Origin of the sequence: Spongiivirga citrea, from assembly GCF_010671565.1 — a bacterium.
GTDB lineage: Bacteria > Bacteroidota > Bacteroidia > Flavobacteriales > Flavobacteriaceae > Spongiivirga > Spongiivirga citrea.
Genome location: NZ_JAABOQ010000002.1, coordinates 410,474 through 428,374 on the forward strand (window position 1 = coordinate 410,474; position 17,901 = coordinate 428,374).

General features: G+C 36.1%; 17 protein-coding genes. 7 read left to right on the plus strand and 10 right to left on the minus strand.

Features of this window, described 5'->3' with window-relative positions; translation table 11 throughout:
- Positions 1 to 58: 58 nt before the first annotated feature.
- From prfB to GWK10_RS05550, 5 genes are all read left to right on the plus strand, one after another.
- A protein-coding gene (gene prfB, locus GWK10_RS05530; protein WP_164030036.1) for a peptide chain release factor 2 occupies positions 59 to 1,154 on the plus strand; the annotation gives its coding sequence in 2 pieces (ribosomal slippage) (positions 59 to 121 and positions 123 to 1,154; 1,095 coding nt in all).
- Positions 1,155 to 1,170: 16 nt separating this feature from the next.
- Positions 1,171 to 1,791 carry an HAD family hydrolase gene (locus GWK10_RS05535; RefSeq protein WP_164030038.1) on the plus strand — a complete coding sequence of 207 codons (621 nt, stop codon included), beginning with the start codon at positions 1,171 to 1,173 and terminating at the stop codon, positions 1,789 to 1,791.
- A gap of 2 nt (positions 1,792 to 1,793) precedes the next feature.
- Positions 1,794 to 2,135, plus strand: coding sequence for an arsenate reductase (glutaredoxin) (gene arsC, locus GWK10_RS05540; protein ID WP_164030040.1), 342 nt, complete (start codon positions 1,794 to 1,796; stop codon positions 2,133 to 2,135).
- Between the two features lie 98 nt (positions 2,136 to 2,233).
- Positions 2,234 to 2,677 (plus strand): hypothetical protein, encoded by a 444-nt coding sequence (locus tag GWK10_RS05545; RefSeq protein ID WP_164030042.1) that lies wholly within the window; start codon positions 2,234 to 2,236, stop codon positions 2,675 to 2,677.
- Between the two features lie 13 nt (positions 2,678 to 2,690).
- Positions 2,691 to 5,123, plus strand: coding sequence for a TonB-dependent receptor domain-containing protein (locus GWK10_RS05550; protein WP_164030044.1), 2,433 nt, complete (start codon positions 2,691 to 2,693; stop codon positions 5,121 to 5,123).
- A gap of 54 nt (positions 5,124 to 5,177) precedes the next feature.
- Here the strand turns inward: GWK10_RS05550 and GWK10_RS18275 are convergent, their stop codons facing one another.
- The gene (locus GWK10_RS18275; RefSeq protein WP_204263087.1) at positions 5,178 to 5,348 is read right to left on the minus strand and encodes a hypothetical protein; all 171 of its coding nucleotides are present in this window, start codon (positions 5,346 to 5,348) and stop codon (positions 5,178 to 5,180) included.
- Between the two features lie 158 nt (positions 5,349 to 5,506).
- Between GWK10_RS18275 and fumC the strand changes: the two genes are divergently transcribed.
- Entirely contained in the window at positions 5,507 to 6,907 is a 1,401-nt protein-coding gene (fumC, locus tag GWK10_RS05555; protein ID WP_164030046.1) for a class II fumarate hydratase, read from the plus strand.
- Positions 6,908 to 7,019: 112 nt separating this feature from the next.
- Here fumC and GWK10_RS05560 read toward each other — a convergent pair whose 3' ends face one another.
- The gene (locus tag GWK10_RS05560) at positions 7,020 to 7,940 is read right to left on the minus strand and encodes a chromosome partitioning protein ParA (RefSeq protein ID WP_164030048.1); all 921 of its coding nucleotides are present in this window, start codon (positions 7,938 to 7,940) and stop codon (positions 7,020 to 7,022) included.
- 380 nt (positions 7,941 to 8,320) lie between these two features.
- Here GWK10_RS05560 and GWK10_RS05565 point away from each other — a divergent pair, with 380 nt between their 5' ends.
- Positions 8,321 to 9,088 (plus strand): MBL fold metallo-hydrolase, encoded by a 768-nt coding sequence (locus tag GWK10_RS05565; RefSeq protein WP_164030050.1) that lies wholly within the window; start codon positions 8,321 to 8,323, stop codon positions 9,086 to 9,088.
- Positions 9,089 to 9,241: 153 nt separating this feature from the next.
- Here the strand turns inward: GWK10_RS05565 and GWK10_RS05570 are convergent, their stop codons facing one another.
- The 8 genes from GWK10_RS05570 to GWK10_RS05605 form a co-directional block, all read right to left on the minus strand.
- Positions 9,242 to 9,424 carry a hypothetical protein gene (locus GWK10_RS05570; protein ID WP_164030052.1) on the minus strand — a complete coding sequence of 61 codons (183 nt, stop codon included), beginning with the start codon at positions 9,422 to 9,424 and terminating at the stop codon, positions 9,242 to 9,244.
- A 2-nt stretch (positions 9,425 to 9,426) separates the two neighbouring features.
- Positions 9,427 to 9,675, minus strand: a complete 249-nt coding sequence (locus GWK10_RS05575; RefSeq protein WP_164030054.1) for a hypothetical protein — start codon at positions 9,673 to 9,675, stop codon at positions 9,427 to 9,429.
- Positions 9,676 to 9,690: 15 nt separating this feature from the next.
- Positions 9,691 to 11,340: a DUF2157 domain-containing protein gene (locus GWK10_RS05580; protein ID WP_164030056.1), complete on the minus strand. Its 1,650-nt coding sequence runs from the start codon at positions 11,338 to 11,340 to the stop codon at positions 9,691 to 9,693.
- A gap of 68 nt (positions 11,341 to 11,408) precedes the next feature.
- Positions 11,409 to 11,933: a hypothetical protein gene (locus GWK10_RS05585; protein ID WP_164030058.1), complete on the minus strand. Its 525-nt coding sequence runs from the start codon at positions 11,931 to 11,933 to the stop codon at positions 11,409 to 11,411.
- 11 nt (positions 11,934 to 11,944) lie between these two features.
- The gene (locus GWK10_RS05590) at positions 11,945 to 13,189 is read right to left on the minus strand and encodes a DUF6638 family protein (protein ID WP_164030060.1); all 1,245 of its coding nucleotides are present in this window, start codon (positions 13,187 to 13,189) and stop codon (positions 11,945 to 11,947) included.
- Positions 13,190 to 13,397: 208 nt separating this feature from the next.
- Positions 13,398 to 15,353, minus strand: coding sequence for an AAA family ATPase (locus GWK10_RS05595; RefSeq protein ID WP_164030062.1), 1,956 nt, complete (start codon positions 15,351 to 15,353; stop codon positions 13,398 to 13,400).
- 10 nt (positions 15,354 to 15,363) lie between these two features.
- The gene (locus GWK10_RS05600; protein ID WP_164030064.1) at positions 15,364 to 16,422 is read right to left on the minus strand and encodes a hypothetical protein; all 1,059 of its coding nucleotides are present in this window, start codon (positions 16,420 to 16,422) and stop codon (positions 15,364 to 15,366) included.
- Positions 16,423 to 16,532: 110 nt separating this feature from the next.
- Complete coding sequence (locus GWK10_RS05605; RefSeq protein WP_164030066.1) at positions 16,533 to 17,891, minus strand: coiled-coil domain-containing protein; 1,359 nt, start codon at positions 17,889 to 17,891, stop codon at positions 16,533 to 16,535.
- Positions 17,892 to 17,901: the final 10 nt, after the last annotated feature.

A 17,901-nucleotide genomic window follows, 5' to 3' on the forward strand; every position in this document is an offset into this window, starting at 1 on the left:
GTAAAAAAATTTTACTACGTATTACTAAAAACTATTTTTGCTCAAATAACAATTGAAAATGGTAACAACCGATCAGATTAAAGATCTTCAAGAGCGCCTTGGTGCGTTAAGGAGGTATCTTTGACGTCGATGCTAAAAATATTGAAATAGCGAACGAAGAGGAAAAAACCTTCGATCCTAATTTCTGGAATGATTCCCAAAAAGCTGAGCAGATCATGCAGCATCTAACGGGCCTAAAAAAATGGGTTTCTGATTACGAAACTTCAAAATCCCTTATCGATGATCTCGAAATTCTATTTGAGTTTTACAAAGAAGGTGAAGGTAATGAGGATGATGTGACCGCTAAATACGAAGAGTCCGTACATTTTATAGAAGACCTTGAGTTTAGAAATATGCTATCAGATGAAGGTGATAGTATGAGCGCAGTGCTGCAAATTACTGCTGGAGCTGGTGGTACCGAAAGTTGCGATTGGGCAAGTATGCTCATGCGCATGTATATCATGTGGGCAGAAAAACGAAAGTTCAAAATAAAAGAACTCAATTTACAAGATGGTGATGTTGCTGGTATTAAAACGGTGACTTTAGAAATTAGTGGCGAGTTTGCTTTCGGATGGTTGAAAGGAGAAAATGGCGTACATCGTTTAGTGCGCATCTCCCCTTTTGACAGCAATGCAAAACGACATACATCTTTTGCCTCTGTTTATGTATATCCATTGGTTGATGATTCTATTGAAATTGAAATTAATCCTGCCGATATCGAAATAACAACTGCACGATCAAGTGGTGCTGGTGGGCAGAATGTCAACAAGGTAGAGACAAAAGTTCAACTAACACATAAGCCATCTGGTATTCAAATTTCTTGTTCAGAATCAAGATCACAACACGATAATCGGGCTACAGCTATGCAAATGCTTAAGTCGCAGTTGTATGAGATAGAACTTCGTAAAAAAATGGAAGCGAGACAAGATATCGAAGCTGCCAAAATGAAAATTGAATGGGGATCGCAAATACGTAATTATGTGATGCACCCTTACAAATTAGTCAAAGATGTTCGAACCGCTCATGAAACAGGTAATGTTGATGCAGTGATGAACGGTGATCTCGACGAGTTTCTAAAGTCCTACTTAATGGCAATGGGACAAGTCCAGGAATAAATTCAAAATTAAGATTATGCCACAAATAAAAAATATCATATTCGACCTAGGCGGTGTGCTTATTGATTGGAATCCGGAATACGTGTATTTAGATGTGTTTAATGGTGATCGACAAAAAATGAAATGGTTTTTTGACAATATCTGCACAATGGATTGGAATGAAAATCAAGATGCGGGATATCCTTTAGCGAAAGCAACTCAAGAACGGGTTGCGATGTTTCCTGAACATGAAGAACTAATCAGAATGTATTACGGGCGTTGGGAAGAAATGCTTGGAGAGCAAATTACACCTACCGTTAATCTATTGAAACAATTAGTGGATAACGATCGCTTGAAAGTAGTAGCATTAACAAATTGGAGCGCGGAAACCTGGCCAGTTGCAATAGAACGCTTTGAATTTTTACAGTGGTTTGAAGGAATTATTGTTTCAGGAACAGAAAAAATGAGAAAGCCATTTAAAGAAATCTATGATCTTACTTTGAGTAGATTTGATTTAATTGCCGAAGAATCAATTTTTATTGATGACAATGCAAGAAATATAGCCGCGGCCAATAAGATGGGAATTAACGGTATTCATTTTACGGGAGCTGATGTGTTAATATCCCAACTGAACGACTTTAATATAAAAATAGATTAAACATGATCAAAATATACCACAATCCACGATGCAGCAAATCAAGACAGGCTCTTGCATTTTTAGAAGAAGCCAAGGTCGACTTTGAAATCATCAAGCATTTGGATTCCCCATTGACGAGTAGTGATCTTAAAAAGTTAATCAACAAAATAGGTATTAAACCACTTGAATTAATCCGAAAAAATGAAGCTATTTGGAAAGAAAATTTCAAAGGCAAAACACTAACAGATGATCAAATCGTTGAAGCAATGGTGCTATATCCCAAGTTAATAGAGCGTGCCATTGTAGAAAAGGGAGAAAAAGCCGTAATTGCAAGGCCTATCGAAACTATAAAGACGATTCTTTAATATCCTAAATATGGGATATTTCATTTAACAATACTTTAACCAACACCCATTAAACCTTACAATAATTTAGCTGTCTAATGGGAAAATATTCATAAATCATGAAAATTTTTGTTTTACTTTTTCTTTTCTTTTTTGGAGTCCAATCTGTTTCAGCACAGTATTACAACAATCGGCGACAACGCCCATTAGCCAGTCAACAAATACAAGCTCCCGCTACTGAGAAAAAGAAGTTAACGCTTGAAGAAACTATTGATGAATTTCTTGATAAAAACGAAGAAGTTTTAGGAATTGATGGCCTTCAAAAAGCTCTTTTACGAAATGAATTGCTTGCCTTTGCAGCTAAAAGACAAGAAATTATTGCCGGCGGTGAAGCCATTGAAGAAAAAAAAGCAATGATTGAGAATGAAACCGAAAAGTTCGAAAACGGACTTCGAGGCGTTTTAACTGAAGAGCAAATTACAACACTTAGGGACTTAAGAACCAAAGGCAGTAGCAAAACAAAAAGAAAAAAGCGTAAAAAGAAGAAGAAAGACAAAGGTTAGCAAACCACTTTTAATGACTAAAAAACTCCTAGTCTTTATGATGTTATTGATAACATCTTTAGGCTTTTCTCAACGACCAAATCAAGACCTGGTTAAAATATCCGGTAAAGTTGTAGACGCAGATACTAAAACTCCATTAGAGTATGCAACGATAACACTTCTTAATAAAAGAAATCCCGATAAAATTACAGGAGGCATTACAGATGCCAATGGTAATTTTGAGATTGAAACAACAGGCGGCACTTATACAATAAAGATTGAATACATTTCATTCACTCCCATTACATTGACTGATCAAACAATTAGATCTGCAACTAATTTAGGCACGATCTCTTTAAAAATTGATGCTCAACAATTAGACGAAGTCGAGCTAATAGCAGAAAAGACTACTGTTGAAATAAGACTGGATAAAAAAATATACAATGTAGGTAAAGACTTAACAGTTCGCGGTGGTAATGTTAGTGATGTATTAGATAACGTTCCGTCGGTTACTGTAGATGTTGAGGGAAATGTCGCGTTACGCGGAAACGATGATGTTCGCATCCTTATTAACGGGAAACCGTCTGGTTTGGTTGGATTAAACTCAACAGATGCATTACGACAACTCCCTGCTGAAGCTATTGAAAAAGTAGAAGTTATTACATCGCCATCGGCTCGATATGACGCCGAAGGAACAGCAGGTATTATCAATATTATATTACGTCGTAGTAAACTTCAAGGTTTAAATGGAGCAATTACCGCAAACGTTGGGTACCCTGAGAGCTATGGTTTATCTGGAAATATCAACTACCGCACCGGTGATTTTAACTTCTTTACAACCTCAGGATACAATCAACGCAAAACATTGGGTAACTCCTTAAATGATACTCGGTTTTTTGATCGTGGTGATGGGGAAAGCTTTTTGCGTGAACAACGAACCTTTGATAGAATACGAAAAGGGTTTAATGGCAATTTTGGGACCGAATGGTATATAAATGATAAAACATCACTAACCGCTTCGATTGTTTTGCGAGATAGCGATAATGAAAGTAACTCTACAAACCTACTTAGACAAACAGATGCTTTAGGCAATATCATTAATAGTGAACGGTTCAGCCCTGAAAAAGAAGATGATAAGACGGTACAGTATTCGATGCTTTTTGACAAGAAATTTAAAACCGACGGTCATGAATTATCGATGGAATTTCAGTATGAAACGAGTTATGAAACGGAGGACACTCCAATTAGTTTAGACGGTATAGATTCAGAAAGAGTTATTCAAAATGAAAAACAAGATCGGATTTTATTACAACTAGATTATGTTTTGCCTCTAAATGAAAAACAACAACTTGAATTTGGATATCGTGGTAATTTCATTGATCTATTAACAGATTATGATGTTGATTTCTTTAATGAAAATAGTGGATTCGATCCTACTACCGATAATGAATTATTAGATAATGAATTAAATTACCGTGAATATGTAAATGCTTTCTATTCGCAATATGGGCAAAAAATAGAAAAATTCTCTTATTTATTAGGTCTTAGAGTTGAAGACAGCCGTATTACCATACAACAATTTGCAAGTAGTGATTTTGATAGAAAAACATATACTAGCTTGTTCCCTACGGTGAATTTGTCCTATGAGTTTAGCGAAAAACAAAGTTTGACTTTAGGGTACAACCGCAGAATAAGACGTCCAAGATCGCGTTTTATTAATCCATTTCCATCTAGAACTAGTGCAACTAACTTATTCCAAGGTAACCCAGATATAGACCCGGTTTTTACTGACGCTGTAGATTTTGGATATTTAAATCGCCTAGGTAAGATTACCTTAAACAGTTCCATTTTCTATCAACGATCTACTGGTGTATTTCAGTTTATAACAGAAGATACTGGAGAAACGATTTTACTCAACGGTGAAGAAACACCAGTACTTAGACGAACACCAGTTAATTTATCGAGCAGTGACCGCTATGGTTTTGAATTTAATGTTACCTATAACCCTTCTCGTAAGTGGCGAATGAATACTAACTTTAATGTATTTCAGGTTATTACTGACGGATCATTTAATAACATTGATTTTAGCGCAGAAAACTTAAGTTGGTTTGTACGCTTAAATAATAAATATACACTACCTGGAAAAATCGATTGGCAAACAAACATCTTTTATAGAGGTCCGAGAGAAACCGCCCAATCTAAATCTCAGGGGATTGTTACAACCAGTATGGCATTTAGTAAGGATGTATTTAAAGAAAAAGGATCTATAGCATTTAATGTAAGTGATTTATTTAATAGTAGAAAAAGGATATCAGAATCATTCACTCCTATCTCATTTACAGAATCAGAATTCCAATGGAGGGAGCGTACATTCAATCTTGCATTCACATATAGGTTTAACCAGAAAAAGAAGCGTGAACGTAATGGACGTCAAGATGGCGGTGGTGATGAAGAATTTGAAGGATAACACCTCTTGTTAAAAAGAATATAAACTAAAAAAAGAGCCATGTGGCTCTTTTTTTTATGCTTCTCTTCTAGCTTTTCGCTCTTCTCTTTTTTCCTGAATAAGCTCAATGATCGCGCCACCTAACCAATAAGGAATAAATGATATTAGAAAAATCATCAACCAAAAGCCGATGGTTAGTATCGTAAGAAATGCTAAAAAGCCAAGATATTGATCAAATTCAAACATGATTTCGGATAATTTTTGAATCCAAGCAAAGATAATAGTTATAATATTACAATCAACTAAATCCACTTAATTTTTCAACAGCTAATGAACATTAAAAAAATAGAAGATTCGCATGATATTAACTAAATTTGTATTCGATAAAATCAACTAAAAACAGCATGGAATATCGCATTGAAAAAGATACGATGGGCGAAGTTAAAGTGCCTGTAAATAAGTATTGGGGAGCCCAAACTGAACGCTCTCGAAATAATTTTAAAATAGGAAGTCCAGCCTCAATGCCATTAGAAGTTGTATATGGATTTGCTTATTTGAAAAAAGCAGCAGCCTTTACTAACTGCGAACTTGGCGTGCTAGCTATTGAAAAACGGGATCTAATTGCGCAGGTGTGTGACGAAATTTTAGAAGGAAAACACGATGATCAGTTTCCATTAGTTATTTGGCAAACAGGTTCTGGTACACAGTCTAATATGAATGTGAATGAAGTGATCGCCAATAGAGCGCACGAGATTGCTGGAAATAAGATTGGTGAAGGTGAGAAAACCATTCAGCCTAATGATGATGTGAATAAATCGCAATCATCGAATGATACTTTTCCAACGGGAATGCATATCGCTGCGTATAAAAAGATTGTAGAAACTACTATCCCGGGAGTGAGTAAACTTCGAGATACATTACAAAAAAAATCGGAGGAATTTAAGACCGTTGTTAAAATAGGACGTACCCATTTAATGGATGCTACTCCCCTAACCTTAGGTCAGGAATTTTCTGGATATGTTTCTCAATTAAATCATGGACTTACAGCATTAAATAACACACTAGAACATCTTTCGGAATTAGCACTTGGAGGAACTGCAGTCGGTACAGGAATTAATACTCCACAAGGATATTCTAAACGTGTATCAGAATTTATTGCAAAATTCACCGAGCTACCATTTAAAACGGCTCATAATAAATTTGAAGCATTAGCTGCACATGACGCTATTGTCGAATCGCATGGTGCTTTGAAACAATTGGCCGTTTCTTTAAATAAGATTGCCAATGATATTAGAATGATGGCTTCCGGTCCTAGAAGTGGAATTGGCGAGATCATTATTCCTGCAAACGAACCGGGAAGTTCGATCATGCCTGGAAAAGTAAATCCTACGCAATGTGAGGCGCTAACTATGGTTTGCGCTCAAGTAATCGGAAATGACGTTGCAGTTAGTGTTGGTGGTACACAAGGGCACTACGAACTGAATGTTTTTAAACCTATGATGGCTGCAAATATTTTACAATCAGCACAATTAATAGGTGATGCATGCGCTTCTTTTGACGAACACTGTGCGCAAGGTATAGAACCTAATCACGAAGTCATCAAAGAGCTGCTAAATAACTCCTTAATGCTAGTAACAGCTTTAAATACGAAAATAGGGTATTATAAAGCAGCCGAAATAGCAAATACTGCGCATAAAAATGGAACTACCTTAAAAACGGAAGCAGTCAATTTAGGTTATTTAACTGCGGAAGAATTTGATGAGTGGGTTAAGCCTGAAGAAATGGTTGGGTCTCTAAAGAAATAAGATTTTCTGAAGAATATATTTGTCTTTCGTATTTGACTAATTCTTTTAAAAGCAAAAAATCCGATAAATGGCTTTCACCACTTATCGGATTTTTTAATGATTAATACTTATATTATTTTAAACTGAAAGACGAGGTAGTCAATAGTTTAGATCCGTCAAATACGTTTACTACGTAGCGACCTTTAGCAAAATCTTCGCCACCAGATACAAACTCACAAACATCTAAATTCTTATTGTCGTAGTAGAATTTTGAGATTAAACTGTAGTTAAGCGTAAGATCATTTTCAAATGAAACTTGAGCGTTTTCACCTAAAGTATTGTTTTTAGGATCGATTACCTGCACATATAATTGTCTGTCACCAGCTTGTGCAATATTGTTTTCTGGCACTGTAAAGCAAACTTTAATTTTGTCTACACCACTAGCTCTTTCCATGTCTCTTGTCTTACCAGAACTCCTAACTTTTATTCCAGTTCCCGTTAAACGAGCAGCTTTTAAAGAAGCTCCTTTTTCAACTACCATTGCCAATTCAGAATTCTGAACTAGTAATGAGTCATTGTATTGAGTTTGCTCTTGTAAACGAGTTCTTGTACTGTCAACAGTAGCTGTCAACACATTTGTCATTACACGTAATGAATCATTTTCAGCAAATAATTGGTCACGCTCTTTCTTTAATTTAGAAAGCTCTCTTCTGTACCATCTTAATGAGGCAACATCTGCTTTCATAGTTTTTACTGAATCGATTAATGTAGAAATTCTAGTTCTAGCATCTTCAAGATCTTTGTTAACGATGTTATTGTCATTGATAGCGATGTCATACTTTGCTACCATATCGTCCAGCTCGGTAATAACCATTTGCTTCTCTTCAGTAAGCGTAGCTTCTACTTCTTTCTTTTCGTTAAAAAGCGTGAATCCCCAGATTGCCGCTCCTAAAAAAAGAATTCCTAATACGCCAATAATCGCTTTTAATCCATTGTTATTACCCGATTCTGTATTTGTAGCTTTTACGGGTGTTTTTCCTGTTTTCTGTTCCATTTTCTTAAATTAATTAAGTGTTACTAATTGTTTTTAGTCTTCCAGTTGATTTGTAAAATTAGTACTAATAATTTTTACTTTCGTTTTTAGCTTACAACTAAAATGTTTGTTTCTACAGTTGCTTTGCTCTAACAATTCTATATACGCTTGTAATTGTCTTTCGGATTTTAACAGTCTAAATCTCGTTAAAAAAATAGATTCAAAATTACGGCCAAAATAAACTAAATGAATCACAATACACTATTAATCAAAGGGTTTACAGTCCTACGAAATATCTTTGATTTGATTTAAAAAAAAAGCCACCCTTGCTTTAAATCTCTTGCATTGTGAATTAAAAATTGACTGTTTTCTGTATATTTAGCCAACTAAATTTTACTAACATGAGACAAATTTGTCTAACAATATTACTTTTTTCTTCGATTCAACTACAAGCGCAGAAAATAAAATTAAGTCGAGTGGATAGTATTCCTACCGAAAATGGAAAAATAGCCATACAACCTATTTGGCATGGCACTGTCGCTTTTGTCTGGAACGGAACGACTATACTTGTAGATCCAAGTGCTGAAGAAGCCTTATTTGAAAACTACAAAAAACCCGATGTTATTATCATTACCGATATTCACGGTGATCATTTCAATTTAGAAACTCTTGAAATATTAGACACTAAAGAAACTACTTTCGTGGTACCAAAAGTTGTCGCCAATAAACTCCCTGAGAAGTTTAAAGCCAATTTAGTAGTGCTAAAAAATGGCGAAGATTTTAACCTGTTTGGTGTTGATATAAAGGCAATACCTATGTATAATTTTCCTGAGGAGAAAAACGCATTTCACACTAAAGGGCGTGGTAATGGCTACGTTCTTGGTTTTGCAGATAAGCGGATTTATATAAGCGGAGATACGGAAGATATTCCAGAAATGAGAGCTTTAGAGAATATTGACGTGGCTTTCATTGTAATGAATATGCCTTGGACAATGACTGAGGAACAAGCCGCAAGTGCCGTAGTCGATTTTAAACCAGCCCTTGTCTATCCATACCATTATAGAAATAAAGACAAGACTTATAGCGATCTTAAGAAATTTCGAATTATGGTGCAGAGTAGCAATAAGAATATTAAAATTAGACAGCGTAACTTTTATCCAGGACAATAATAGTAGTGGATTTATGAACCTGAATTGGTTTCAATAATTCGAATTTTATTTCGGGTGCATTTAAATGTAATATTTAGAAAATAAAGAAATACTTCCCCCCTTTAAGGACGAATTGAGGGGGGGGTGTTGACCCAGTCCAGACCAGATAAACTACTACGGTTTTCTAGCGCTCTTCAAAACAACTACTAGCCCATATGCCGCAATAACGACTCCTAAAATACAAGCCGTTAAATAAGTCCATCCTGGCATTTGATTAATCATAAGGAACATACCTGTTGTTGTACATAACATTCCAATAATTGTAAATATGAGTCCTCTTTGAGACGATTTATTCATAGTTATTTATTTTCTAAAGAAGCCCAATATATGACATCTCTGAAGTCTATTTTTGCGCATTCTGTTAGTCTTCTTATTTCTGTCATATTCCCTTTCGCTAGTTTTAGAATAGCATGTATGGCATTGTTCAAATTTGCTTCAGAATTCGCCATTACGTGTTCTAATCCTAGTGTCTCGAGCGTCTGTTTAACTTCTTGATGTTCTAACTGGTGATACTCATTGTAGATAATATCAATTACTGACTGATCCATAAAGAAGTTATTTTATTAGTTAATTGTATCCCCTTGGACCGGAATACTATCAACTGGTTGCACTAAAGATATCGAATCATTTTGAATTTCATTAGAATGAACTTCTATTGGTTTTGGATCTTCCTTAAAATCTCGTGAAGCTCGCCAAGTCTCACCTAATTGATCATATAAGGCCTGTTCCCATTGCGATGGATGTTTCGCATCGATCCAAACAACATCTCGATATTCTGCATCTACCAACGCTAGATCGGGTGTAGCAGATCCATCAAATTTACTGTTGTCTTCTCTTTTAGCCGCGACTGTTGTTAGCATAAACATACGCCGACGACCTGCTATCTCTTTGATGTAGGGTCTAAACTCTACTGGTTTATTTACTGTCCAGTCAAATTCTTTCTTAGACTCAATTACTTTTAGTGGCATTGCAGATACACCAGCAAGTCCTTCTTTCTTTTTAGCATGGTCATAATAAAATAGTTTATCACGACCATCAGCTGGAATAAAAACACTAAAGCTTAAACTAGTTCGCTCCTCACCTACTGGCTCTAAGCCAAACCAATGATGAAGCCCACTATAATCGGAAGCAATACTATTAAAATCAAAGTCAGTTACAAAAGGTTGTTGGTTTTGATCGTCAGCCAAAATCGGAATTTTCACAGCAGTTTCCATGTTCCAAGGCAGTGGATCTGAAAATCCGCCTAAAAACTTAAGCGACTCTGCCTGTAATTGTGAAACTTTCTCAGCTAAGGTGTTTTGACCTTGTAAAAATGGATAATTGGCCATTTCTGAAGGTTTGATATATGTTCCCTTTCCTATTAAAATACGCTCAACATAATCGTTAAAGTCATGTTCTCCAGATTCTATAATCATCACTCCTCCAAAAGAAGGATAAGGAAAAAAGAAGCCTTTCCATTTAATTAAACTCACTACTTGAACCCAATCACCATTGTCGTTTTTCATATAAAACACATCACTAGGTTCCATATTAAACAATTTGAAAAAACCGAATCGCTGTACCACTGCATTGTAAGTGTTTCTACTAAATGCCAATGATTCCCCGATCGAAAATGTCACTGAAATACGATTGTTTTTGGCAAAACGAGGTGATGGCGATGTACTCGATACTGAAAAAACCTCCTCAGTATTATCGTTTATGCGTTGCCACATATACTCTTGGGCCGGCTGTACCGCCATGGTCCATTGGTTGGTGCCATCTACACGAACCAAATGTGGCAGCGACACTTCCTGCGTTTCCCCAATAGATTCGTAGGCCATTGTGGTAATATTATTCAATGGTTGAATACGTTCGTTTTGGGTTAAGGGTAACTCCTTTATTTCTTCTCTATTTAAATTTTTGAAAACATTGTAGGTCTGCATATATTGATACATTCCCATATTCCAACCAACTAAGTATAGTAAACCACCAAAAGCCAATAATCCTACTAATATGAGCAACCTTTTACCCGTACTAGCTGATTTTCTGAAAGAACGTATTCCAAAGTATAGCACAAAACCAACTACCAGAATAATAAAAATGTACTTTCTAACAAATAATAATCCTGGCTGGTAATCATCGCGTAATATGAACAGCGCAATGAGCAGTATTAATCCTAATAACACTGTAATTAGCTTTTGCTTTGCTCCTTTATTCCAATATCTTTTGATCATTTTCTGGTCTATGGTTTATTATCGCGGTTCTCGATACAACTCTGAACTCATAACTCCTTATTCGTCATTTATTTAAGATACCCTTTATCTTTCAATCTGTCTCTTGCGCTTTTCTTCTTTTCTACAGGCTCAGGTTTTTCTTCAATTTTTGGAATTTCTTGAACAGGTTCTCCTTCGGTTAATTCTTCAATAAACTCTTTCCCTTCTTCTATTTTTTCTTCAATATAATCGACAGCAATTGATTTATTGGCATCAATCTTTTCATCTGCAAAGAAAAAAGCAGAAGCCAAATAAGTACCAACCAACGTACCGACGACACAAGCAGCAAATATTTGCACTGTTGCTATGCCAAAAGGAATTGCGAATGTTACCAGTCCAATTACTATTAAATAGAACAGGACTATGTATACCAAACGCAACATAAGTCGTTGTTGGAAAATGAAACCTTTGGTGTCATGGTCTTTCATTTGCAATTCTTTAGAATATGCAATTTTATTGATGAACCTATAAAGCTTGTTTCCCTGAGACTCTCGCCAATACAACAAGATCCCTACTAATATTGCGGCAATAAAAATAATTACTTCTAAGGTCATGGTCTTGTATTTTAAATGTTGCTTTTAATGATATCGATTACCCAATCTCTAAAAGAACTATCCCATTGCTGATACTCCTCGTAAAAACGTTCTTTTTGATACCAATATAAATGTAACGGATCTTTAGCCGATATTTCCGCCAATAACATCCAGATTAAATCTTGATGCTCTCCTGTTAATGAGGAATGCGGTTTCTGTAATGCATGGAAAAAGTCCTTGTCTACAAATGTATCGATCTTTAGTTCATTACTAATTTCTAATTTTTCAACATAGCGCTCAACACTTGCAAGCCTGGCCCTATTTTTATCTTCTATTTTGTTAAAATAACTTCTAAAAAGCATTTTATCCTTAAGAATATCTGATACAGGATGTTGCTTCTCTTCTAGTTCATGGAGCACTTCGTAGAACATGAATTTTTTAATACGTTGATAGCGGTCCGTCTTTATAGCCTCTTCTAAATCGTATACTAAGATAACATGCTCCTGAAGCTTTTGAACCAATTCTTTTTGATCTACATGATAAATCAATACCTCGTGATACGAATCCTTAATTGCTTTTTTATAGGCCTTCTTGTCTTTGAAAACGACTATTGATGTAATAAAATCACGTAACACAAAAACACCACCAAAAGCTCTGGTGAAAAATGAACCCGATGTATATGTTAGCGGGGCTAATTGTAATTTTCTCGATCTCAGGTCACCATATTTCCTAGCCGAAGCCAAAATTTTCATATGTAGAGACTCATCGATAAAGTTGGTGTCTTCATTAAAAATTGACACAAGCTCTTCTTGCTCCTTTTGCGCCCGATCAAGATCATTTAGAATACGGAATCCGACTGTGATATCCTTATACTTTAAAATGTCTAAAGGCTCATAAAACGCATCAATATCTTGGTCAAGGTCAATACACAATGCGCCATCTCTTGTAATATCGCTTATATGATCGCCATAGGTTTTAAAAACCATTTTCATAATATTGCGATCAAACGTATGAAAAGGATAATAGACTGGCTTACCCCGTTGCTGCGGAGAAACTATAATTGCATGCGGATTGGCATCTCCATTATTTAGATAGCCAATATCTTCTTTCTCTTCGGCTATTTCTGGACTCCATCCAATGCCGTCTACCTGAAAGGTTTTCAACTTTGTAGGCTTAAAACCCAACCTCACAAGACATTGATTATAACGCGAAACCAACGCCCCCCCGATTGGGACTAATTCACTATGATATAAATTGGCTTCTATTAACTTTTCCATTGTTGCTTATTGGACGCTGATTTACCTATTTTGTTACTTATTGGAAGTTTTTTGCTAGTTAAACAAGTTCTCGATACAATTTTCTTCGTACCTCAGAAAATCACTCGAACTGACATTTGGTTTAATCTGATGTCAGTTCGAGTGGTTTTTGATTTGAACGGTAATGAAAAGCAAAAAATGTATTGAGAACCTTGCTTTCATCTTATAATTATTCACTTTCAAATTGCTTTCTCGCTTCTAAATCAACATTAAGTTGCCCCAGACGACGCTCCACCTTTCGTTTAAAATCGGTATCAGCAATTGTCGCCATATTGTCGAGATAACGCACCACTTCTTGTCTTCTGATTTCAGAAAAGTCTAATCCTTTCATATTACTGCGCATAAGCTCTTGCAGCATATTGAATTTAGTTTCGTAATCCTTTCTGAAATATTTATCAGGATTTTCAAACCAATCATCTTCCAAATCAAAGTCGGTTAATCGCAATGAAATTGCACTCTGAATATTTCTTACATCCCTTGAAGAGAAAAACGGAAATACTTTTTGAATTTCTTTGTACAAATGTGCAAAGAATTGATGTTCTGATGTTTTAAACTTCCCGCTTACTTCATCATAGATTTCAAGTACTCGGTCTTCCTTAGGCTTTTCCGCTGCATCCAAGATCTCGCCCATGTTTTTAGCTAAACCTTGCTTGCTTAAATATTCATATTCCGGACTTGTCATATTGACAAAATCGGGTATTGTTTTATCCAACTTTCGCCACCACAAATAATCTTGATCTAAGAAATCGGTTGGTGTTTGTGCTCCATCGATCTTAAATCGGCCTTGAATACGAGAAATTACTGCTTTATCTAACTGCTCCGGCAAATTGGTGAAAAGTCCAACAGAACTGTTACCATAATTAACGGCATAAGCCCCTTCCGTATATCTTAAAAACACCCCTATTACTTCTTTTACACCTGCTGAAACGCCTTGTTGTGTTCGTTCTTGTAAATTATTCTCTGCATCATCAATAGGCGCAAAAATAATTTTAGACGGATCTTGTAGTGGCTTCATCCACTCCACCATTTTTTCAGCCGATCCTCCTTGAAAAGTAGATATCAAAGTATCCGGCATTGGGTGAAACAAAAATGGCATATCTAACTGCTCACAATAATCTTTTAATCGAGTAGCGATAGCAGCGATAAGCATACTTTTTCCCGTTCCTGGAATACCATATCCCATAAAAACTGGCATGAATCCGCCCAGTTCTTGAAACGGATTTTTCTTAGCTGTAAAGTCATAACTAAGCATACGTTCTGTCAATCGGCGCGCAAAATGCTTCGCATCTCGGTTACCCACAATATCTTCAAACTTCACTCGGTTGAACTCGACACTGCTTGCCGCACCAATAAAAACATTCTCCCAACCAGAAATGGCAAATTCGCTTTTTTCAAGTTTGTAAGTTCTATCTGTTATGGTCTCTGTGTATTCCAAAGAACCTTTTCGAAGTTGAATTTCATCAATTAGCGCTTCAAAATAAACCATTGTGAAATCGACCACATCCTTCTCTGAAGTAATCATTTCTGGATGACTCAAATACTTGTCATAGTAATACAAAGCACAGGAAATTCCTTTTAAAGGCGAAGTCAAAGAAACTTCTGGTATACCAGCAAACTTATTTTTTATAATAGCCAGGTCATCGGATGCAGAACCATGTAACCTATCAATAATATAGTAGGACATTGAAAACAACATAAAAGCCGTCGATGTCTGCATTTTCGATTCATATTCTCTTCGACCAGCATTGTCTAATGAAGATTTCCGCTCAACTAATCCGGATAATCCTGAGGAATCGTAATAGTTGTCTTTTATCCAAATACCAATCCCTATGCCCTCTTGTAGTTGATATAAAGTCTCGTTTAACTTTAACGGAATTGCAACAGAATCTGCCAACAATCGCTTTTTTAAAGCCAATATGGTTTTAGAAACGGATGTCACATCACTCGCGCCATTCCCTTTGGCTCTAGATAAATAGAGCAATATATTATCTTCTTTTTTATCTTTTTCCTTATTGCGTGCACGACTGCCTTGCTCCCACTGTACACTTTTAATGTAAGAGGAGGCTTCATCACGAAGTACATCTAATTCGGACTGTTTTATAGGAAAAGTGGTGTTGTGTTCCATTAATTAGTGTTTAGTTGAGTTTTGGAAATTCCGTTAAATGAATCGGGGCTTTTTCAAGCTTGTCTATGAGTTCAGGAACTTCAGCATATAATAATTGTATGACCCGATGTGGGGCAAGTAAGTACTTTTTTGAGTTTACATCTCCCCAGCGCTGTATGGTTTGTTTTTTGAAAAATCCACCTTCTTGAAAAATATCTTCTGATTCTATTTCATCAATAGTCAAACTAAGCGCATATGATTCAAGTGGAATTGTTTTATCAATTAGTCCTTGTAATACGGTGTGCGTAATCTCATGTACATCCTTTGCAAAAACATTGTGTAGCGGGCCAAGATCAATTCGTTTTAATTTATAAGGATATACTTTTGGTAACTTCTTATCAATCGCATACGCCATGGTATCTAAGCTCATTTTTCTGTCAGCAGAGTTAGAGAGCACCTCATAGATCTCTTCTTTAAGTCCATCCTTATTCTTTTTGTCAACATCAAAATACATGAAACAAACGAAGGGTCGATTTAGGGATACATCATAAAAACTCCAGCTAACGATCATTCCAGGATCTTGTTTTACCTGAGATGGTACTATCTTCCCTTGTACAAATCGGTTAAAAATATATCGTTGCTGGACTTTAGTATAATACACGATCGACGCTGCTTGATACAATTGACTTGGGCGAACGTGTTTTTTCTCTCTTAACAGTCGATCTAAAAACGCTTCCTTTAATTCGTCAACACCCTTCAATTTTTCAGTATAATTCTCTTTTAAGGCAAGATCGTTATATAGATACCTAAACTCTAGATAATTAGGAAAACCACTTTCTGTAAGGTCAATTTTCATTGCATCTTCCTCATCATACATATATTTAATGCGCATGGCATCAATAGAGTACAAAAGCACATCGCAAAACTGTTTTAAAAAAGTAGCTTCTTGCTCCGTACACAAATGATTACTACTAACCGCAGCAATGGTTTCTTTTAAAACAAAGTCCACCATCTTATGGTAAAAAACATATTGCTCCTTACTTTCTAAAGATGCAGCATCTAAGGCTGTAGTAATGTGATTTAAGGACATGAAGAGATGCTTAAACGAGGTTTTAAGTTGAACAAATTGAGTTGAAATTGCCCAAACAGAGCGCAGTTGATAGGCCTCTACTACGCTCGACCGGACATGTATTTATGAAATTATCCTAAAAGATCGTCTTCTTCCGGTTTTGGTGCGGGTGCAGAATCGTCTCCCCCGTCATCATTACCACCACCATCAGATGGCGCTGTAGGATCGACAGCATAATACTCTTCGAATATTTCTTTCATGTCGATGCCATAACGATCGGCAAAGTTCTTTTGAATGTCGATATCTTTTGTTCTAATTTCTTGAAGTGATTCAGCATAACTGCTATAAATACCCTTCATCATTTTTTCGTGAACAGGAATGTTTTCCATCATATCCTGACGTGCTTTTGCGCTAGCTGTATGCATTGCAGCAAGTGTTTCGCCAATATGCTCGTCAGTTTTTACACCAAGATGTTCTAAGATGGCAGCAAATTCTTGATCAGTTCGTGCTTTTAATGCAATTACATAACCATCGTAATATTTTAAACGCTCATCGGTATCACTTTTTAGTTTTGCACGATGTGTTTGCAAATTGCTTCTCAATGAGGTTAATACCTTAATAGTAAGATTGTGTTTATGAACAAAACTATCCTTACTAGCTGCTAAAGTTGTGTAAGCGTTTTTAAGACCTTCTAGCTCCTCTACTTTCTGCTCTAAAGTGGTTACTTTTCCAATCGCCTCAGAATATTCTGTTGATTGCTTATCAGCAATTTCATCTAATTCTTGACGTGCCTGTTTTAATAACGCATATTGCTCTTCAAGTTTGTCTTCAACTTCTTTCTTTTTCTCTAAAGCTTTGGTGTGATTCTTACTTGCCTCAACGATAGCGTCCTTAAGGTTTTCTTCAACCTCTTTAATTTCCACTTCACGATTTTTCAAACGAGTAACCGCCGCTTGACTCTTATAAGAAAGCTCGCTTAACAAGGTTTGAACATCCGCACTTTCAATGCGCTGCTGAAACATTTGCTTTGCCGTAATATCTGCATCAGCACGTGCTTTTTCAGCAATTTTCAGCTCTTCTTCGCGCTTTTTAATCTTGCTTTTTCGTCCCCATAGGTTATTCCACCAATTATCTTTAACCGCTTCAGCTTCGGCTAATTCAGCTTTAGCCTTTTCAAGTCGTTTTTGGGCATTATCAATAACTTTTTGCTCATCAGCATTTAGGCTAGAGAATTTTTCAAAAATAATTCCAACTTCATCCTGATAATCCGTTAAATCTTTGATTGCATCTATTAATGTAGAACGATCTTTTTCAGCCATATCTACTACATTGTCAAGCGTAGCATTTAATATTTTTTGGCGTGTTTCGGGGTCCTGTTCTTGCGAAAGCTTAGACTTCATTTGGTCTATTGCTTTGCCCCAGTTCACGTCAACTTTATCTTGTTTTGCAGAAGATGAATCAGTTTCTAGTAAGTCAAAATCGTCAGCCATTGGTACGTTA